The organism is Glycomyces tritici (assembly GCF_030403505.1).
This window is the reverse complement of sequence record NZ_JAUEMJ010000002.1, coordinates 107,805-127,222: the sequence shown is the minus strand read 5'-3', so window position 1 is coordinate 127,222 and position 19,418 is coordinate 107,805. Positions and strand designations below refer to the sequence as shown.

Genomic DNA, 19,418 nt, shown 5'->3' with positions numbered 1-19,418 from the left:
CCTGCCGTTTTGGGATCGGCCTTTACGCTCCGTCACCGGCGGCGTAGCATGATCCGCGACGAAACCGTTCTTTAACAGACCGTCCAGTGAGGCGGAGAAGGAGGTTCGCGTGGTTTCCCCTGCCCTCAGGCAGTCAGAGGAAGACCCGTCGGGCAAGCAGATCCTCTCGGGCGAGGACATCGGTCGCATCCTCGACCGCATCGCCCACCAGATCCTCGAGAAGACCAAGGGCGCCCCCGACACCATGCTCCTGGGCATCCCCACCCGCGGCGTGGCGCTGGCCGGCCGGCTCGCCGACCGCATCCGCCGCTTCGCCGATCTCGACGTCCCCGCCGGGACCCTCGACATCACGCTCTACCGCGACGACCTGCGCCGCAACGCGCTCCGGGCCCTCGGCCCGACCGAGCTGCCGCCCGGCGGCGTGGACGACCAGCGGATCATCCTCGTCGACGACGTCCTCTACTCCGGGCGCACCGTGCGCGCCGCGCTCAACGCGCTCTACGACCTCGGCCGCCCCGCGAGCGTCCAGCTCGCCATCCTGGTCGACCGCGGCCACCGCGAGCTGCCGATCCGCGCCGACTACGTCGGCAAGAACATCCCCACCGCACGCGACGAGTCCGTGGCCGTGCGCCTGACGGAGTACGACGGTCTGGACGCCGTGATCCTGACCGGAGGACGAGAGCGATGAAGCACCTGCTCACCACCAAGGAGCTCACCCGCGAGGAGGCGGAGCTCATCCTCGACGTCACGCAGCAGATGGCCGAGGCCGTCACCGGCCGCGAGGTCCCGAAGCTCCCGGCGCTGCGCGGGCGCACCGTCGTGAACCTCTTCTACGAGGACTCCACGCGCACCCGCACCTCCTTCGAGACCGCCGCCAAGCGGCTCTCCGCGGACGTCGTGAACTTCGCGGCCAAGACCTCGAGCGTCAACAAGGGCGAGAGCCTGCGCGACACGGCGCTCACCCTGCAGGCCATGGGCGCCGACGCGGTGGTCATCCGCCACCCCGCCGCCGGGGCCCCGCAGCGGCTCACCGAATGGCTCGACGGCGCGGTGCTCAACGCCGGGGACGGCACGCACGCCCACCCGACGCAGGCCCTGCTCGACGCCTACACCATGAAGCAGCGCCTCGGCGGCATCGAGGGCCGCACCGTGGCGATCGTGGGGGACATCCTCCACTCGCGCGTGGCCCGCTCCAACATCTGGCTGCTCGCCAAGCTCGGCGCGAACGTGCGCCTGGTGGGCCCGCCCACGCTGCTGCCCAAGGACATCGACGCCTGGCCCGTCGAGATCGGCTACGACCTCGACGCCGGCCTCAAGGGCGTCGACGCGGTCATGATGCTCCGCGTCCAGCACGAGCGCCAGAACGCCGCGTTCTTCCCCACCGCGAACGAGTACTCGCGCCTCTACGGGCTCGACGAGCGCCGCCTCGCACTCATGCCCGACCACGCGATCGTCATGCACCCCGGCCCGATGAACCGCGGCATGGAGATCGCCGCCGCCGTCGCCGACTCGCCCCGCGCCACCATCACCGAGCAGGTGACCAACGGCGTGTGGGTCCGCATGGCCGTCCTCTACCTCCTGCTGACGAACGGAGAGAGCAAGTGAGCGACCTGCTCAACAGCGCCATCCTGATCAAGGGCGCCGACATCGTCGGCAAGGGACGCCAGGACGTCCTGGTCCGCGACGGCCGCGTTGTCGAAGTCGGCGCGGTGTCCGCAAAGGACGCTGCCGCGAAGGACGCCGAGGTCGTCGACGCCGACGGCCTGGTGCTCCTGCCCGGCCTCGTCGACCTCCACACCCACCTGCGCGAGCCCGGCCGCGAGGACGCCGAGACCGTCCTCTCCGGCACCCGCGCCGCCGCCAAGGGCGGCTACACCGCGGTGTGCGCCATGGCGAACTCCTACCCCGTGGCCGACACGGCCGGGGTCGTCGAGCAGGTCGCCGCGCTCGGCCGCGCCGCCGGCTACGCCGACGTGCAGCCCATCGGCGCCGTCTCCGTCGGCCTCGAAGGCAAGCGGCTCGCCGAGATCGGCGCGATGGCCCAGTCCGCCGCGCAGGTCCGCATGTTCTCCGACGACGGCCACTGCGTGCACGACCCGGTGCTCATGCGTCGCGCCCTGGAGTACGTGAAGACCTTCGGCGGGCTCATCGCCCAGCACGCCGAGGAGCCGCGGCTCACCGAAGGCGCCCAGATGAACGAGGGCGCCGTCTCCGCCGAGCTCGGCCTGCCCGGCTGGCCCTCGGTCGCCGAGGAGGCCATCATCGCCCGCGACGTGCTCCTCGCCGAGTACACCGGCGCGCGCGTCCACTTCTGCCACGTCTCCACCGCCCGCTCGGTCGAGATCATCCGCGAGGCGAAGGCCCGCGGCGCGAAGGTGACCGCCGAGGTCTGCCCGCACCACCTCCTCCTCACCGACGAGGCCGCGCGCTCCTACGACCCGGTGTACAAGGTCAACCCGCCGCTGCGCCGCGAAGCCGACGTCGAGGTCCTGCGGGCCGCGCTCGCCGAGGGCGTCATCGACGCCGTCGCGACCGACCACGCCCCCCACGCCCCCCAGGACAAGGAGTGCGAGTGGGCCGCCGCCCGCCCCGGGATGCTCGGCCTCGAGACCGCGCTCTCGATCAGCGTCCTCGCCCTCGGCGGTCCCGCCGCTGTGGACTGGGACGTGCTCGCCGAGCGCACCTCCCGTACCCCCGCCCGCATCGCGGGCCTCGAAGCCCACGGCCGCGACCCGCAGCCGGGCGCCGAAGCGAACTTCACGCTCGTGGACCCCTCCGCGACCTGGACCGTCGTCCCCGAAGGACTCGCGTCCCTGTCGCGCAACACCCCCTACGCCGGGATGGAACTCCCGGTCACCGTCCAGGCGACGTTCCTTCGCGGACGCGCCACCGTGCTGAACGGCAAAATTGCAGAGGAGACGTCCGAATGAGCAGCAGAGCACCAGCGATCCTCGTACTCGAGGACGGCCGCGTCTTCCGCGGCGAGGCCTACGGCTCGGTCGGCGAGACCTTCGGTGAAGCGGTCTTCTCCACCGGCATGACCGGCTACCAGGAGACCCTCACCGACCCGTCCTACTACGGGCAGGTCGTCGCCCAGACCGCCCCGCAGATCGGCAACACCGGCTGGAACGACGAGGACGACGAGTCCCGCCGCATCTGGGTCGCCGGGTACGTCGTGCGCGACCCCGCCCGCACCGCCTCCAACTGGCGCTCCAAGCGCGGCCTCGAAGACGAGCTCGCCTCCCAGGGGATCGTGGGCATCAGCGGCGTCGACACCCGCGCGCTCACCCGCCACCTCCGCGAGGCCGGGGCCATGCGCGTCGGCATCTCCTCGCGCGACACCGACGTGCCCGCGCTCCTGGAGAAGGTCCGCGCCACCCCGCACATGGCCGGCGCCAACCACGTCGGCGCCGTGACCACCGCGGAGCCCTACACCTACGAGGCCAAGGAGCCCCGGTACACGGTCGCGGCCCTCGACCTGGGCATCAAGCGGAACACGCCGCGCCGCCTGGCCGAGCGCGGGATCACCACCACGGTCTTCCCCGCCACCGCGGAGATAGAGCAGCTCCTCTCGGGGAACCCGGACGCCGTGTTCCTCTCCAACGGCCCCGGCGACCCCGCCACCGCCGACCACCAGGTCGCCCTCACCCGCGAACTCCTGCGGCGCAAGGTCCCGGTCTTCGGCATCTGCTTCGGCAACCAGATCCTCGGCCGCGCCCTGGGACTTGAGACCTACAAGCTCAAGTTCGGCCACCGCGGCATCAACCAGCCGGTGCTCGACCGCCACACCAACAAGATCGAGATCACCGCCCACAACCACGGGTTCGCCCTGAAGGCACCCGAGAGCGGCGAGTTCTTCGCGACCGAGTTCGGCCGCGTCCAGGTGAGCCACGTCTGCCTCAACGACGACGTCGTCGAAGGCCTCACCTGCCTCGACGCGCCCGCCTACTCCGTGCAGTACCACCCCGAGGCCGCCGGCGGGCCGCACGACGCCGACTACCTGTTCGACCGCCTGATCGAACTCATTCAGCAGCAAGAAGGGGCCCCGACCCATGCCTAAGCGCACCGACCTCAAGCACGTCCTGGTCATCGGGTCCGGACCCATCCAGATCGGCCAGGCCTGCGAATTCGACTACTCCGGCACGCAGGCCTGCCGCGTGCTCCGCGAGGAGGGCCTGCGGGTCACCCTCGTCAACTCCAACCCGGCCACGATCATGACCGACCCCGAGTTCGCCGACGCCACCTACGTCGAGCCGATCACCACCGAGGTCATCGAACAGATCATCGCCAAGGAGAAGCCCGACGCGCTCCTGCCGACCCTCGGCGGCCAGACCGCGCTCAACGCCGCCGTCGGCCTCCACGAGGCCGGCATCCTCGAGAAGTACGGCGTCGAGCTCATCGGCGCCGACATGGACGCCATCCAGCGCGGCGAGGACCGCCAGCAGTTCAAGGACATCGTCCTCAAGGTCGGCGGCGAAGTCCCGCGCTCGGCGGTCTGCCGCAGCATGGACGAAGTGAAGGCCACCATCGACGACCTCGGCCTGCCCGTCGTCATCCGCCCCTCCTTCACCATGGGCGGGCTCGGCTCCGGCATGGCCTACACCTGGGACGACGTCGACCGCATCGCCGGCAACGGCCTCGCCGAGTCGCCCACCACCGAGGTCCTCATCGAGGAGTCCGTGCTCGGCTGGAAGGAGTACGAGCTCGAGCTCATGCGCGACCGCAACGACAACGTCGTGGTCGTCTGCTCCATCGAGAACATCGACCCCATGGGCGTCCACACCGGCGACTCCGTCACCGTGGCCCCCTCGATGACCCTCACCGACCGCGAGTACCAGCACATGCGCGACATCGGCATCGCCGTGCTGCGCGAGGTCGGCGTCGACACCGGCGGCTGCAACATCCAGTTCGCGATCGACCCGGCCGACGGCCGCATGATCGTCATCGAGATGAACCCGCGCGTCTCCCGCTCCTCCGCGCTCGCCTCCAAGGCCACCGGCTTCCCGATCGCGAAGATCGCCGCGAAGCTCGCCATCGGCTACACGCTCGACGAGATCCCGAACGACATCACCAAGGCCACCCCGGCCGCGTTCGAGCCCACCTTGGACTACGTCGTCGTCAAGGTCCCGCGCTTCACCTTCGAGAAGTTCCCCGGTGCGGACCCGACCCTGACCACCACCATGAAGTCAGTCGGCGAGGCCATGAGCCTCGGCCGCACCTTCCAGCAGGCCCTCCAGAAGGCCCTGCGGTCCACCGAGACCAAGCAGGCGGGGTTCTGGACCCGCCCCGACCCCGCGGGCGCCACCCTCGAGAACACCATGGAGGCGCTGAAGACCGCGCACGACGGCACCCTCTACACCGCCGAGCGCGCCCTGCGCCTGGGCGCCACCGTCGCCGAGGTCCACGAGGCCTGCAAGATCGACCCGTGGTTCCTCGACCAGGTCGCCCAGCTCATCGACCTGCGCGGCGAGATCGAGAACGCCGCCGTCGTCGACGAGGCCCTGCTCCGCAAGGCCAAGCGCGCCGGATTCTCCGACCCCCAGATCGCGGCCCTGCGCCCCGAGCTCGCGGGCGAGGACGGCGTGCGGCGCCTGCGCCACCGGCTCGGCCTGCGCCCGGTCTACAAGACCGTCGACACCTGCGCCGCCGAGTTCGAGGCCCACACGCCCTACCACTACTCGACCTACGAGGACGAGACCGAGGTCGCGCCCTCCTCGCGGCCCAAGGTCATGATCCTCGGCTCCGGCCCCAACCGCATCGGCCAGGGCATCGAGTTCGACTACTCGTGCGTCCACGCCGTGCAGGCCCTGCGCGAGGTCGGCTTCGAGACCATCATGGTCAACTGCAACCCCGAGACCGTCTCGACCGACTACGACACCGCCGACCGGCTCTACTTCGAGCCGCTCACGTTCGAGGACGTCACCGAGGTCTACCACGCCGAGAACGAGTCCGGCCGCGCCGCGGGCGGCCCCGGCGTCATCGGCGTCGTCGTCCAGCTCGGCGGCCAGACCCCGCTCGGCCTCGCCAAGCGGCTCGAGCAGGCCGGCCTCCCGATCGTCGGCACCAGCCCCAAGGCCATCGACAACGCCGAGGACCGCGGCGTCTTCGGGAAGCTCCTCGGCGAACTCGGCCTCGTCGCCCCCGCGGGCGGCACCGCGTTCTCCTACGAGGAGGCCCGCGCCGTCGCCGCCGAGATCGGCTACCCCGTGCTCGTGCGCCCGTCGTACGTCCTCGGCGGCCGCGGCATGGAGATCGTCTACGACGAGGACACCCTCGCCGGCTTCATCTCCCGCGCCACCGAGGCCAGCCCCGAGCACCCGATCCTCATCGACCGGTTCCTCGACGACGCCATCGAGATCGACGTCGACTGCCTCTGCGACGGCACCGACTTCTACCTCGGCGGCATCATGGAGCACATCGAGGAGGCCGGCGTCCACTCCGGCGACTCCTCCTGCGCGCTCCCGCCCATCACCCTGGGCGCCACGGTCATCGAGCAGATCCGCGACTACACCGCGAAGCTCGCCTTCGGCATCGGCGTGCGCGGCCTCATGAACGTCCAGTACGCCCTCAAGGACGAGCAGCTCTACGTCCTCGAGGCGAACCCGCGGGCCTCGCGCACCGTCCCGTTCGTCTCCAAGGCCACCGCCGTGCCGCTCGCCAAGGCCGCCGCCCGCATCGCCCTCGGCGCCACCATCCCGCAGCTGCGCGCCGAAGGCCTGCTCCTGCCCGAAGGCGACGGCTCCGACGCCGGTCCCGAGACCCCCATCGCGGTCAAGGAGGTCCTCCTGCCCTTCAAGCGGTTCCGCACCGTCGAAGGCGCCGGACTCGACGCCGTGCTCGGCCCGGAGATGAAGTCCACCGGCGAGGTCATGGGCATCGACTCGTCCTTCGGCCTCGCCTTCGCCAAGGCCACGCTCGCCGTCTACGGCAAGCTGCCCACCACCGGGAAGGTCTTCGTGTCCGTCGCCGACCGCGACAAGCGCTCCATCGTCTTCCCGGTGCGCCGCCTCGTCGACCTCGGCTTCACGGTCTACGCCACCGAAGGCACCGGCCTGGTCCTCAAGCGCCACGGCATCGACTTCACCGCCGTCGCCCGCCACAGCTCGGGCGAGGCCGTCGACGCCGTCAGCCTCATCGCCTCCGGCGAGATCGACCTGGTCATCACCACGCCCTCGGCCTCCTCGGGCCCGCGCACCGACGGCTGGGAGATCCGCTCGGCCGCCGTCGTCGCCGACGTCAGCTGCGTCACGACCATCCAGGGCGCGGCCGCCGCCACCATGGCCATCGAATCGGCCTCCCGCGGCGAGATCCGCGTCGCCTCGCTCCAGGAACTGCACCAGCGCCTGCGCGGCAGCGAAGCGTCCGTCTAACAACCTTCGCCGGGTGAGCGACTGCACGGCGTAGCCGAGTCGCTCACCCGGCGAATTGACGTATACAGGAATGAGCATGCTGTACCAGAAACTGGCCCGCCCGGTCCTGTTCCGGACCGGAGGCGGCGACGCCGAGAAAGCGCACGAGTCCACCCTGCGCTGGCTCACCCGCCTGTCCGCCCAACGACAGGCCCGGAACGCGCTCATCAAGATCAACCAGCTCAACGCCCCCGTCACGGTCTGCGGCATCCCCTTCCCCAACCCCATCGGCCTCGCCGCCGGCATGGACAAGAACGGCGTCGCCACCGGCGCCTGGCCCGCCCTCGGCTTCGGCTTCGCCGAGATCGGCACCGTCACCGCCCAGCCCCAGCCCGGCAACCCCAAGCCCCGCATGTTCCGCATGCGCCGCTCCGAGGGCATCGTCAACCGCATGGGCTTCAACAACAACGGCGCGCAGGCGCTGGCCGCGCAGCTCACCTCCGCGCCGGCCGTGAACTGCCCGCTGGGGATCAGCATCGGCAAGTCCAAGGCCGTGCCCCTGGAGGGCGCGATCGAGGACTACCTGGTCTCGCTGCGGTTCCTCTACCCGTTCGCGGACTACATCGCCATCAACGTCTCCTCGCCGAACACGCCGGGCCTGCGCCAGCTCCAGGACGCCGGCGCCCTGCGCGCCCTGCTGGGCGCGCTGCGCATCGAGGGCGCGCGCCTGGCCGCCGGCCGCCCCGCCCGCCCGCTCATGGTCAAGATCGCGCCGGACCTCACCGAGCCCGCCATGGCCGAGCTCCTGGAGGTCTGCCTCGAGACCGGGGTCGCGGGCGTGATCGCCACGAACACGACCCTCGGGCGCGACGGCGTGGACCCGAGCGATGACGCGATCGCGACCGAGCCCGGCGGCATGTCCGGCAGGCCGCTGACGCAGATCTCGCGGGAGATCGTGCGCTTCGTGCACCGCGAGACGAACGGGGCGCTGCCGATCATCGGCTCGGGCGGGATCATGACCGCCGACGACGCGCAGGCGATGTTCGACGCCGGCGCGAGCCTCGTGCAGCTCTACTCGGGCCTGGTGTACAACGGTCCCGGCCTGGTGCGCAGCAGTGTGCGCCGCTACCGATCCTCCGCCCGCAAGGGCGCCCGCACCCCTCAGTCCAGCTGACGACAAGCCTGACCCTCTTAAAGGAAGTGCAATGCCTACCAACAAGGACTTCGGCTCCCGGGCCCACCACCTCTCGCAGGTACGCGGGCCGCTGTGCGCCGGGATCGACCCGCACGGCGCGCTCCTGCAGCACTGGGGGCTCGACGACGACCTGGCCGGTGCCGAGCGCTTCGCCATGACGCTCGTGGAGGCCGCGGCCGAGTCGTGCGCGTTCATCAAGCCGCAGTCGGCGTTCTACGAGCGGTTCGGCTCGGGCGGCATCGCGCTCCTCGAACGGGTGATCGCGGAGTCCCGCCGGGCCGGCGCGCTCGTCATCCTCGACGTCAAGCGCGGCGACATCGGCTCCACGATGGCCGCGTACGCCCAGGCCTACCTCGACCCGGCCTCGCCGCTCGCGGTCGACGCGATCACGGTGAGCCCGTTCCTCGGCACCGGCTCGCTCCAGCCCGCGTTCGACCTCGCCGGCGCCCACGGCAAGGGCCTGTTCGTGCTGGCCCGCACCTCGAACCCCGAGGGCAAGCAGGTGCAGATGGCCAAGCGCCGCGACGGCAAGTCCGTGGCCCAGGGGATCATCGACGAGGTGAACGAGCAGAACGGCGACGCCGAGCCCATGGGCTCCTTCGGCATCGTCATGGGCGCCACGATCGGGGCCTGCGCATCCGAAGGGGAGGCGCGCCTGCGTGAGTCGACTTACGGAATCACGCACACCACCGTGCGGCAACGTGACACCGCTCACGACTTGTCCCAGTTCAACGGCCCCATCCTGGTCCCGGGCATGGGAGCTCAGGGCGGGCGCCCGAGTGATCTTCCGCGCGTCCTCGGCGCCGCAACGAACTTCGCAATCCCGTCCTATTCCCGACAAATCGCACAGCCAGGGCCAGCCGTGGCGAGCATTCGCACCGCCGTCGAGGCGCTGCAGGAGGAATGCCGCGCCGCAATGGGGGAATAAACCCGCGATTTCAGGACCCGAAATTTGCCCCACCCCCGGTCGCAGGCGTGTCGGACGCTGGGGTTACCGTTCCCGAGCTGGGTATGCTTCACGGATACCCGCACGTCAAGGTCCATACGGACGCAACGATCGACTGCAAGGAGACCCCGTGCCGCTCCCTAAACTGACTCCGGAACAGCGCGCCGCAGCCCTTGAGAAGGCCGCCGCGGCCCGCAAGGCCCGCGCTTTGCTCAAGGAGAAGCTGAAGTCGGGCGAGACCACCCTGGAAGCGGTCCTCAAGTCCGCTGCCACCGACGACATCTCGGGCAAGATGAAGGTCTCGGCCGTGCTCAAGGCCCTCCCCGGCATCGGCGACAAGCGCGCCACCCAGATCATGGAGAAGCTCAAGATCGCCGACTCGCGTCGGCTGCGCGGCCTGGGCGAGCACCAGCGCGCCGCGCTTCTGGATGAATTCAAGGGCGACCAGGCCTAAGTTCGGGTAGTAGTAGTCGCGTGAACATCGATCGTCACCACGCAGCCCTGGCCCAGCGCCTCACGGTGCTGTCCGGTCCGTCCGGAGTCGGCAAGGGCAGCGTCAAGGCCCTCATCCAGGAGTACTACCCGTGGGTCTGGCTCTCCGTGAGCTGCACGACCCGCAAGCCTCGCCCGGGTGAGGCCGATGGCGCCGACTACCACTTCGTGTCGACCGAGCAGTTCGAGTCGATGATCGCCGCGGGGGAGTTCCTTGAGTGGGCCTCCTACGCGGGGAACCTCTACGGAACCCCCCGCGGCCCGGTCGAGGAGCGCCTGCGCGCCGGACTCCCGGCGCTGCTGGAGATCGAACTGCAGGGCGCCCGCCAGGTCCGCCGGGCCATGCACGACGCCCAACTGGTGTTCCTGGCGCCGCCGTCGTGGGACGAACTCGTCCGCCGCCTCACAGGGCGCGGCACCGAGGACGAGGCCACGATCGCGCGCCGCCTGGACGCCGCCCGCCAAGAGCTCGCCGCGGAGGCCGAGTTCGATCACACAGTCACGAATGTGTCGATCGAGCAGGCGGCCGCCGAGCTGGTAGAGTTGCTCAGTTCCCCCGCTTACGCCTCGGCGAAGCTGGCGAGCCACAACTGAGGCCCGGCACACCGGACCTCTGAGCAACACGAGTCGCACACGAAGGATTACACGTGTCAGGGACTGTCGCCGACCCGGTCGGCATCACCAATCCGCCGATCGACGACCTGCTCGAGAAGAGCCAGTCGAAGTATCAGCTGGTCATCTACTCGGCCAAGCGCGCACGCCAGATCAACGCGTACTACTCGCAGCTGGGCGAAGGCCTGCTCGAGTACGTCGGCCCGCTCGTCGAGACCACGCCCGAGGAGAAGCCGCTGTCGATCGCCATGCGCGAACTCGACAAGGGCCTGCTCGAGACGAAGGCGTTCGACGACCCCGACGCGTAAGCGTCGGACGGCACCGCGGCGTAGGATTCGCGCGTGAACATCGTCCTGGGCGTGTCGGGCGGCATCGCCGCCTACAAGGCCTGCATCCTGCTCCGCCTCCTCAAGGAATCCGGACACGACGTCCATGTGGTTCCCACTGAAGCGGCGCTCAAGTTCGTCGGTGAAGCCACCTGGGAGGCCCTGTCGGGCCACCGGGTGGCTTCCGGCGTCTTCTCCGACGTGTCCGAGGTCAAGCATGTGAAGCTCGGCCGCCAGGCCGACCTCGTGGTGGTCGCCCCGGCGACCGCCGACCTGCTCGCGCGGGCCGCGCACGGCCGCGCCGACGACCTCCTCACCACCACGCTGCTGACCGCGACCTGCCCCGTCGTGTTCGCCCCGGCGATGCACACGGAGATGTGGGAGCACGCGGCCACGCGCGCCAACGTCGCGATCCTGCGTGAGCGCGGCGTCCACGTCGTCGAGCCCGACTCGGGCCGCCTCACGGGCGCCGATACCGGGCCCGGGCGCCTGCCCGAGCCCGAATCGCTGTTCGCGCTCATCAAGGGCTTCCTCACCTCTCCTGCCAGGGACCTGGTGGGCCGCAAGGTCCTCGTGACCGCCGGCGGGACCCGCGAGCCGATCGACCCGGTGCGGTTCATCGGCAACCATTCGTCGGGCAGGCAGGGCATCGCGCTCGCCGCGGCGGCCGCCGCCCGCGGCGCCGAGGTGCACCTCATCGCCGCCCACATCGACGCGCCGCTGCCCGCGGGGATCAGCGTCGAGCGCGTCTCCACGACCGGCGAGCTGTACGACGCCACGGTGAAGGCCGCCGCCGAGGCAGACGCTGCGGTGCTCGCCGCCGCGCCGGCCGACTTCACTCCGAAGGCGGCCTCGGACCGCAAGCTCAAGCGCAAGGGCGACCTCGACCTGGCCCTGACCTCCACCGCGGACATCGCCGCGGCGGTGGGCCGCGAGAAGCGGCCCGAGCAGGTGCTCGTCGTGTTCGCGGCCGAGACCCATGACGGCCCCGAGCACGCCATGCGCAAGCGCGAGGCCAAAGGCGCCGATCTGGTCGTCCTCAACGACGTCTCCGGCGGGGCCGTGTTCGGCTCGGCGGAGAACTCGGTCACCGTGTTCGACGAAAGTGGCGAAGTCGACGTCCGCGAGCACGCCTCCAAGGAGGTCGTGGCCGACGCCATCTGGGACGCCGTCTCAGCGCGGCTCCCGCTGAGTGGACGCGATTGACACCGCGTGAGCGGCGCGTGCCGACTTGGTGGGAAGATCTTCACCGCATAGACTTGTGAGCTGCGAAGTCAGTCGAATGAGCGCCGCTTGGCGGTGTGGAAGTGTTGAGGAGTGCCGTGGCACGTCGCCTGTTCACCTCCGAGTCGGTCACCGAGGGCCACCCGGACAAGATCGCCGACCAGATCTCCGATGGGATCCTGGACGCGCTGCTCGCGGAGGACCCCTCCAGCCGGGTCGCGGTCGAAACCCTCATCACCACCGGTCAGGTGCACGTGGCGGGCGAGGTCACCACCCGCGCGTACGCGGACATCCCCCGGATCGTGCGCGACACGATCCTGGCGATCGGCTACGACTCCTCCAAGAAGGGCTTCGACGGCGCCTCGTGCGGCGTGAACGTCTCGATCGGCGGCCAGAGCCCCGACATCGCCCAGGGCGTCGACAAGGCCTGGGAGTCCCGCATCGACTCCGGCGACATCGACGAGATGGACCTGCAGGGCGCGGGCGACCAGGGCCTCATGTTCGGCTTCGCGTGCCGTGAGACCCCTGAGCTCATGCCGCTGCCGATCGCCTTGGCGCACCGGCTCTCCCAGCGGCTCACCGAGGTGCGCAAGGACGGCACCGTGCCGTACCTGCGCCCGGACGGCAAGACCCAGGTCACCATCGAGTACGAGGGCAACAAGCCCGTGCGCCTGGACACCGTGGTCGTCTCGAGCCAGCACGCCCCCGACATCTCGCTGGACTCGCTCCTGTCGCCCGATGTCGCCGAGCATGTCATCGCGCCGGTCGTCGCCGGGCTGGACCTCGACACCGACGGCTACCACCTGCTGGTGAACCCCACCGGCCGCTTCGAGATCGGCGGCCCGATGGGCGACGCCGGCCTCACCGGCCGCAAGATCATCGTCGACACCTACGGCGGCTACGCCCGCCACGGCGGCGGCGCCTTCTCCGGCAAGGACCCGTCGAAGGTCGACCGCTCGGCCGCGTACGCCGCGCGCTGGGTCGCCAAGAACGTCGTGGCCGCCGGGCTCGCCGAGCGCTGCGAGGTCCAGGTCGCGTACGCGATCGGCAAGGCCAAGCCGGTGAGCGTCGCGGTCGACGCGCAGGGCACCGAGACCGTGGACCCCGCGCGCATCGAGCGCGCCGTGCTCGAGGTCTTCGACCTGCGCCCGGCAGCGATCATCCGCGACCTCAACCTGATCCGGCCGATCTACTCCAAGACCGCCGCTTACGGCCACTTCGGACGCGAGCTGCCGGAGTTCACGTGGGAGGCCACCGACCGCGCGGCCGCGCTCAAAGAGGCCGTCAACTAGCACTGCACTTCGCGAGCGAGTGCCCCCTGCCGTCGGCAGGGGGCACTCGCGCTTCCGGGCGCCGTGCGGCCGCACGCGCGGCGGGAACCGGTGCCCACTCGAGGGGCCGTGCAGCGGCGGAGTGTCAGGGCCGAGCGGTATTTTTAGCGGATGGACGAGTCCCCGGCACGATACGCAGCGGTCTGCGTAGACCACCCGTTGCCGCAGCTCAACCAGCTTTTCGACTACCGTGTGCCGGTCGAACTCCTCGACGAGGTGCAGCCCGGCTGCCGCGTCGCGGTGCGGTTCAGCGGCCGCAAGCTCAAGGCCACCGTGATGGAGCTGCGCGACCGCACGGACTTCACCGGGAAGGTCCTGCCGGTCCTCGAAGTGGTGCCGCCCGGCGCCGTGCTCACCGCCGAAGTGGCGGCCGCGGCGCGCCGCGTCGCGGACCGCTACGCGGGCAACCTGGCCGACGTGCTGCGCCTGGCCCTGCCCGAGCGCAAGCTGCGGGTCGAGAAGGAGGCGCCGGCCGAACCGCAGCCGGTGGCCGCGCCGACCACCACTCACTGGAATAGATATATCGCAGGCGAGGCATTCCTGCGCGCGGTGCGCGAAGGCAAACCGCCCCGCATCGTCTGGAGCGCGATCCCCGGCGAGGACTGGGCGACCCGGCTCGCCGAGGCCGCCGCGACCGCCGCCGCCGCCGGTCGCGGTGCCGTGCTCGTCGTGCCCGACCAGTACGACCTGGAACGGCTCGACGCGGCGCTGACCGCCGTGCTCGGACCCGACCGGCACGTGACGCTCTCGAACGCCATGGGCCCGACGCCGCGCTACCGGTCCTTCCTCAAGGCCCTGCGGGGCGAGGTGCGCATCGTCGCGGGCACGCAGGTCGCGATGCTCGCCCCGGTGGAGGACCTCGGGCTCGTGGCGGTCTGGGACGACGGCGACAAGAACCTGACGAGCCTCCACGCGCCGCAGCCGCACGCCCGCGACGTGCTGCTGACCCGCGCCGAAATGGCCGGGGCGGCCTGCGTGGTCGGCGGCTTCTCGCGCACGCCGCAGGCGCAGCTGCTGGTCGAGACCGGCTGGGCGATCTCGGCGGTCGGCGAGCGCGACGCGCTCCGCGCCGCCGCGCCCCGGGTCGTGCCGATCGGCGACGACGCCGACCTCGCGGCCGACCCGTCGAGCTCGACCGCGCGCCTGCCGACGGTCGCTTGGGAAGCCGCGCGGACCGCATTGAACGCGGACCTGCCGGTGCTGCTGCAGGTGCCGCGCCGGGGCTATGTCCCGGCGGTCTCCTGCCAGCGCTGCCGCACGCGCGCGCTGTGCCCCGAATGCACTGGGCCGCTGCGGCTCACGGGGCCGCGCCGGCCTCCGGTGTGCACGTGGTGCGGCCGGGTCGACGAGCAGTACCGGTGCAAGGAGTGCGGCTCGACGCAGATCAGGGCGGTCGTGATCGGTGCGGCGCGGACCGCCGAGGAGCTGGCGAGTGCCTTCCCGGGGGTCGAGGTGGTCGAGTCGAACGCTTCGGAGCGGCTCGGCACCATTCCGGAGGGCCGGCGCATCGTCGTGTCCACTCCGGGGGTGGAGCCGACGGCGCCGCAGGGTTACGGTGCGGTGCTGCTGCTGGACACGTGGGCGCAGCTGACGCGGGCGGAGTTGACCGCTTCTGAAGAGGCCCTTCGGATCTGGATGCACGCGGTGTCGCTGTGCGCGCCCACGGGGACCGCCGTGGTCACGGCCGACGGGGGGCTGCCGGTGGTGCAGGCGCTGATCCGCTGGGACCCTGCGTGGTTCGCGCGGCTGGAGCTGGACGAGCGCGCTGAGCTCGGGTTCCCGCCGGTGATGAAGTTCGCCGCGCTGACGGGGCCGAACGGCGAGGCGGAGAAGATCGCCGCGAACCTGCCGTCGGATCTGGGGGCGGAGGTCATCGGGCCGATTCCTGTCGATGAGCACACGGAGCGGCTGCTGCTGCGGGTGCGTCGCCGCGACGGCGCCGCCCTGGCGAGCGTGCTCGCGAAGGCGACGGCCGAGCGTTCGAGTGCGAAGGCCGAGCAGGTGAAGGTCCAGATCGATCCTCGCGAGATCGCCTGAGCCGCAGCAGGTCCGGCCGGTCAGTACCCGAACGAGGTCGAGCTGGCGCCGGTGCTGGCGATGACGATGATGCGGAGCAGGACCCAGGCGACGGCGATCCAGCCGAGGACGATGCCGGCGGTGGCGAGGCCGGCGCCGGCCTCGCCGGTCGCATCGATCTGCCGCTTCGCGATGCTGCCGAAGATGATGGCCAGGAATCCGAAGCAGAGGCAGAGGCCGACGATGCCGACGACCAGGGCGGCGACCGCGAAGCCGTTGGTACGGGGTCGCGGCGGCTGCCAGTAGTACGGGCCCGCTGGAGGGTACGGCGGTGGCGGCGGAGCGGGGAATGCGGGCGCGGCACCGACGGTCGCCGACGACGGGGGCCCCGGGTTGGCTTCGGCGGCATCGCTTTCGGTGGCGGTGTTCGCGGGTGCCGTGCCTTCGGGGTTCGGATCCGGGTGCGCGGGTGCGGGGGTCGGATCCGGTGCGGCGGTGGCCGCAGGCGCCGGGGCGGGCGTGAGGTCGGTGTCCGGTTCGGGTGTGAAGGCTGATGCGGGGGCTGCGTAGGGCTCCGGTGCGGGCGGTGCGTGCTGCTCCGGTGCGGCGTAGGGCTCGGGCGCCGCTGGGGCGTGCTGCGCTGGGGCGAATGGAGTTGCTTGGGCCGCTTCGGATTCGGGAGCGAGGTGCGGGGCTGCGGTGGTGGGCGCGGGCGGCGCGGCGTCCGGCTCCGGGTCGGGCTCGGGGCGGGGTTCGTTCGGAGACATGTGGGTCCTTCACGTCAGGGGACGTCGATTGTCGCAGGACCCTACCGGGAGGGGTCCCTGCAGTTCCGCCGCTACTCGGCCTCGCCGCGGCGGAGCCGGGCGCGGGCGCCGGCCCACAGGCCGCGGAGGCGCTGGCGGAAGAGGTACACGAGTCCGAGGACGATGAGCACGAACGGGATCGCGATCGGCAGGACCGTGGTGAAGCCCAGGAGGACGATGAGCGCTTCGACGCCGATGAAGGACGCGACGCCCATGTAGCCGACCACGGTGAACGCCTGCATGCGGTACATGAGCGCGGCGAGGGCGTTGCGGAGGCGGCCGGGCTTTCGTTCGGTCACCCGCTCATGTATAGCAGCTGAGACCGGTTGCGGTGGTGCGGCTTCAGTGCACCTGGTCACGGGTACCGCCGGGCGCCCGCTTGGCGAGGAGTTCGGCGACCTCGGCCCTGCCGTACGTGCCGATCGAGTCGTGCAGGCGCAGGGCCCGCGCCCAGTGGGTGCGGGCCTCGCGGTCGCCGCCCTGGGCCGCGAGCGAGTTGCCGAGGCCGTGGTTGGCGCGGGCCTCCTCGTACGGGTCGGGGGCGGCTTCGGCGAGGTCGAGGGCTTCGCGGTGGAGGCGTTCGGCGGTCGCGGGGTCGCCCACGACGTTGTAGGTGAACCCGGTGTTGTTGAGGACTTCGAGGCGCAGTTCGATGCTGCCGGCGTTGGCCGTCGCGTCGAGCGCGTGCTCGGCGAGCGACTTGGCCTCGTCGTGCCGGCCCTGGTGGGCGCGGGCGTAGGCGAAGCGGCTGCGGATGAAGGCCTGGCCGTACTCGTCGCCGGAGTCGCCGTAGGCGCGGAGGGCCTTCTCGAGGAGTTCGGCGGCGGCGTGGGGGTCGTGGTCGCGCAGGCGCAGCCGGGCCAGGCCCGCGAGGGCGGCGCCGAGGTTCTGGTGCCATCCGCGGTCGGCGAAGGTCGTGACGGACCGCTCGAAGCCGGACTGGGCGTTCTCGTTGTCGCCGATGAGGAGGTCGAGGTGGGCGAGGTCGTCGAGGGCGTTGGCCTCGCGGACGGCGTCGCCGAGTTCGCGGAAGCCCTCGGCGACCTCGGCGGCGCACCGACGGGCTTCGGCGAGCCGCCAGCGCTGGCTGTGGCACCAGCCGAGTCCGGCGAGGGCGATGAGTTCGCCGTTGCGGTCGCCGAGCTCGGCGGCGAGGGTGCGGGAGGCGTCGAGGTGGTGTTCGGCCTCGTCGAGGGCGCCGATGGCGCGGTGGGTGCTGCCGATCTGGTAGCGGACGGTGGCCTCGTGCCGCCGGTCGCCTTGGGCGCGGTCGGCTTCGAGGGCGATGGCGAGGCAGTCGAGGGCTTCGGTGCGCAGGCCGCGCAGGTACTGGTAGCGCCAGAGTGCGGAGGCGAGGCGGCTGGCGTGCCAGTGGTGGCCGCCGGCGGCGGCGTGGCGGATGGTCGCGGTGAGTGCGCTGTGTCGGGTGTCGAGCCATTCGAGGGCGTCTTCGGGGGCCGCGAACGGTGCCGGGGGAATGTCGGTCTCTGGGGACGCCTCGGGTTCGAGTCCGAACAGGACGGTCCAGGTGCCGGCGACGGAGGCGAGGTGCCAGTCGTAGAGGCGGCGCAGGGCGTCGTCGCGGTCGGGATGCGCGTCGGCCTGGTCGCGGGCGTAGGCGCGGACGAGGTCGTGGACGCTCCAGTGCTCACCGTCGCCGGGGGCGGCGAGGTGGACTTCGGCGAGCCGGTGGAGTGCGGCGGCGGCGTCGGCGGTGGTGGTCGCGGTGAGGGCGGCGATGCCGGGGGGTTCGAAATCGGTGGCGGGGTGCAGGCCGATCGCGGTGAGGGTCCGGCGTTCGGCGGGTGCGAGGCGGTCGCGGGTGAGGTCGAGGCAGGAGCGGAGGCCGGCGGCCTCGTCGCCGGGGAGGTCGAGGTTGGCGAGGGGTGCGTCGGCGATGCGGTCGCGGAGGTCGCCGAGGGCCTGTTCGGGGTGGGCGAGGCTCTGGCAGGCGGCGAGGCGGAGGGCGAGGGGGAGGTCGCCGCAGGCGGCGGCGAGGCCGCGGGCCGCTTTCGGGTCGGCGGCGATGCGGTCGCGTCCGACCATGGCGCCGAGGAGGTCCATGGATTCGTCGCGGGCGAGTGGGGCGAGGCGCAGGTGCGGGACGCCGTGCGTCGCCGTGAGTCCGAAGAGGACCGTTCGGGCGGTGATGAGGGCGGCGGAGCCGCCGGTGCCGGGGAGGAGGTGGCGCAGCTGCTCGGGGCTGCGGGCGTTGTCGAGGACGACGAGGACGCGGCGGTGGCTCAGGAGCGAGCGGTACATCGCGGCGCGCTCGTCGGTCTCGGCCGGGATCTCCTCCGCGGCGGTGCCGAGCGCGGTGAGGAACCGCTGCAGCACCGGCGAGGGCTCGAGCGGGTCGGTGCCGGAGAAGCCGCGGAGGTCGACGTAGAGCTGCCCGTCGGGGTAGTCGTCGAGGGCGCGGTGCGCCCAGTGGAGGACGAGCGCGGTCTTGCCGATCCCGGCGGACCCGGCGACGACGACGGCGCGGGGCGCGGACTCGCGGGCGTGCTCGCCGATGAGGCGCAGTTCGCGTTCGCGGCCGGTGAAGGCGTGGGGCGCGGGCGGCAGCTGGCGGGGGACCTGCCCGGTGTCGGCGACGCCGGCGGCGATGCGGGAGCACTGCGCGAGCCAGGTGTCGACGGCGGCCTCGTCGCCGCCGCAGGCGCGCACGAGCGCGGCGACCACTTCGGACCGGGGGAGCGAGTCGCGGTTGAGGACGGCGGCGAGCGTCGAGGTGGGGAGCCAGTCGCCGCGGTCGCGGGCGCGGCGGCTGACCTCGCGGATGCTCAGCCCCGAGCCGGCGCGCAGTTCGCGGAGCAGTGCGACCATCTGCGGGGCCGAACCGGCGGACGAGGGGTCGGGGCCATTGAGGGAATGACGCACGTCACTGAGTCTACCGAGGACCGCTGCCGCGCGACCGCCCCGTCCGGGACATAGCGGGACACCGCAACCGTTGCCGCCCATGGTGATGCGGTGGTGCACTGGAACAGGACCGCAGCGCCGCCTCCGCGCGTGAGGGCCTCCGCTCAGGAAACCTGGGCCGGCCAGTGCTGTCGCCGGCCCGCGCCCCCGGCCGCTCCCCACCACCCATGCGGGAGCGGCCGGGAGTCTCATCGAGCCG

General features: G+C 71.6%; 16 protein-coding genes. 13 read left to right on the top strand and 3 right to left on the bottom strand.

The window, feature by feature from the left end; translation table 11 throughout:
* The first annotated feature begins 109 nt into the window (after positions 1-109).
* The 13 genes from pyrR (at position 110) to QWI33_RS05830 (ending at position 15,512) form a co-directional block, all read left to right on the top strand.
* A complete protein-coding gene (gene pyrR, locus QWI33_RS05890; RefSeq protein WP_289955860.1) occupies positions 110-688 on the top strand; it encodes a bifunctional pyr operon transcriptional regulator/uracil phosphoribosyltransferase PyrR in 579 nt (192 codons plus the stop codon).
* The gene (locus QWI33_RS05885; RefSeq protein ID WP_289955857.1) at positions 685-1,605 is read left to right on the top strand and encodes an aspartate carbamoyltransferase catalytic subunit; all 921 of its coding nucleotides are present in this window, start codon (positions 685-687) and stop codon (positions 1,603-1,605) included. Before pyrR ends, QWI33_RS05885 begins: the two co-directional genes overlap by 4 nt.
* 20 nt (positions 1,606-1,625) lie before the next feature.
* Positions 1,626-2,930, top strand: coding sequence for a dihydroorotase (locus tag QWI33_RS05880; RefSeq protein ID WP_353895419.1), 1,305 nt, complete (start codon positions 1,626-1,628; stop codon positions 2,928-2,930).
* A complete protein-coding gene (gene carA / locus QWI33_RS05875) occupies positions 2,927-4,060 on the top strand; it encodes a glutamine-hydrolyzing carbamoyl-phosphate synthase small subunit (RefSeq protein WP_289955854.1) in 1,134 nt (377 codons plus the stop codon). Before QWI33_RS05880 ends, carA begins: the two co-directional genes overlap by 4 nt.
* A complete protein-coding gene (gene carB, locus QWI33_RS05870) occupies positions 4,053-7,370 on the top strand; it encodes a carbamoyl-phosphate synthase large subunit (protein ID WP_289955852.1) in 3,318 nt (1,105 codons plus the stop codon). Before carA ends, carB begins: the two co-directional genes overlap by 8 nt.
* A 76-nt stretch (positions 7,371-7,446) precedes the next feature.
* Positions 7,447-8,523 carry a quinone-dependent dihydroorotate dehydrogenase gene (locus tag QWI33_RS05865; RefSeq protein WP_289955850.1) on the top strand — a complete coding sequence of 359 codons (1,077 nt, stop codon included), beginning with the start codon at positions 7,447-7,449 and terminating at the stop codon, positions 8,521-8,523.
* A gap of 31 nt (positions 8,524-8,554) precedes the next feature.
* The gene (gene pyrF, locus QWI33_RS05860) at positions 8,555-9,472 is read left to right on the top strand and encodes an orotidine-5'-phosphate decarboxylase (protein WP_270114901.1); all 918 of its coding nucleotides are present in this window, start codon (positions 8,555-8,557) and stop codon (positions 9,470-9,472) included.
* Between the two features lie 148 nt (positions 9,473-9,620).
* Positions 9,621-9,944 (top strand): integration host factor, actinobacterial type, encoded by a 324-nt coding sequence (gene mihF / locus QWI33_RS05855; protein ID WP_136528615.1) that lies wholly within the window; start codon positions 9,621-9,623, stop codon positions 9,942-9,944.
* Positions 9,945-9,964: 20 nt separating this feature from the next.
* The gene (gmk, locus tag QWI33_RS05850) at positions 9,965-10,576 is read left to right on the top strand and encodes a guanylate kinase (RefSeq protein WP_270114900.1); all 612 of its coding nucleotides are present in this window, start codon (positions 9,965-9,967) and stop codon (positions 10,574-10,576) included.
* A gap of 53 nt (positions 10,577-10,629) precedes the next feature.
* On the top strand, positions 10,630-10,902 hold the full coding sequence (gene rpoZ / locus QWI33_RS05845) for a DNA-directed RNA polymerase subunit omega (protein WP_270109768.1): 273 nt from the start codon (positions 10,630-10,632) through the stop codon (positions 10,900-10,902).
* A 33-nt stretch (positions 10,903-10,935) separates the two neighbouring features.
* Complete coding sequence (gene coaBC / locus QWI33_RS05840; RefSeq protein WP_289955840.1) at positions 10,936-12,126, top strand: bifunctional phosphopantothenoylcysteine decarboxylase/phosphopantothenate--cysteine ligase CoaBC; 1,191 nt, start codon at positions 10,936-10,938, stop codon at positions 12,124-12,126.
* 116 nt (positions 12,127-12,242) lie between these two features.
* Complete coding sequence (gene metK / locus QWI33_RS05835; RefSeq protein ID WP_289955838.1) at positions 12,243-13,436, top strand: methionine adenosyltransferase; 1,194 nt, start codon at positions 12,243-12,245, stop codon at positions 13,434-13,436.
* A gap of 150 nt (positions 13,437-13,586) precedes the next feature.
* On the top strand, positions 13,587-15,512 hold the full coding sequence (locus QWI33_RS05830) for a primosomal protein N' family DNA-binding protein (protein ID WP_289955836.1): 1,926 nt from the start codon (positions 13,587-13,589) through the stop codon (positions 15,510-15,512).
* Positions 15,513-15,532: 20 nt separating this feature from the next.
* On the opposite strand, the gene QWI33_RS05825 is transcribed toward QWI33_RS05830, so the two are convergent.
* The 3 genes from QWI33_RS05825 to QWI33_RS05815 form a co-directional block, all read right to left on the bottom strand.
* Entirely contained in the window at positions 15,533-16,258 is a 726-nt protein-coding gene (locus QWI33_RS05825; protein ID WP_289955835.1) for a DUF4190 domain-containing protein, read from the bottom strand.
* 71 nt (positions 16,259-16,329) lie between these two features.
* Positions 16,330-16,596: a hypothetical protein gene (locus QWI33_RS05820; protein ID WP_289955833.1), complete on the bottom strand. Its 267-nt coding sequence runs from the start codon at positions 16,594-16,596 to the stop codon at positions 16,330-16,332.
* A 43-nt stretch (positions 16,597-16,639) separates the two neighbouring features.
* Positions 16,640-19,180: an ATP-binding protein gene (locus QWI33_RS05815; RefSeq protein WP_289955829.1), complete on the bottom strand. Its 2,541-nt coding sequence runs from the start codon at positions 19,178-19,180 to the stop codon at positions 16,640-16,642.
* Positions 19,181-19,418: the final 238 nt, after the last annotated feature.

Excerpts from the sequence above, each read along its gene's own strand:
- QWI33_RS05885 (WP_289955857.1), top strand. The coding sequence starts at position 685 with ATGAAGCACCTGCTCACCACCAAGGAGCTCACCCGCGAGGAGGCGGAG.
- carA (WP_289955854.1), top strand. The coding sequence starts at position 2,927 with ATGAGCAGCAGAGCACCAGCGATCCTCGTACTCGAGGACGGCCGCGTC.
- carB (WP_289955852.1), top strand. The coding sequence starts at position 4,053 with ATGCCTAAGCGCACCGACCTCAAGCACGTCCTGGTCATCGGGTCCGGA.
- QWI33_RS05865 (WP_289955850.1), top strand. The coding sequence starts at position 7,447 with ATGCTGTACCAGAAACTGGCCCGCCCGGTCCTGTTCCGGACCGGAGGC.
- pyrF (WP_270114901.1), top strand. The coding sequence starts at position 8,555 with ATGCCTACCAACAAGGACTTCGGCTCCCGGGCCCACCACCTCTCGCAG.
- QWI33_RS05830 (WP_289955836.1), top strand. The coding sequence starts at position 13,587 with ATGGACGAGTCCCCGGCACGATACGCAGCGGTCTGCGTAGACCACCCG.
- QWI33_RS05825 (WP_289955835.1), bottom strand. The coding sequence starts at position 16,258 with ATGTCTCCGAACGAACCCCGCCCCGAGCCCGACCCGGAGCCGGACGCC.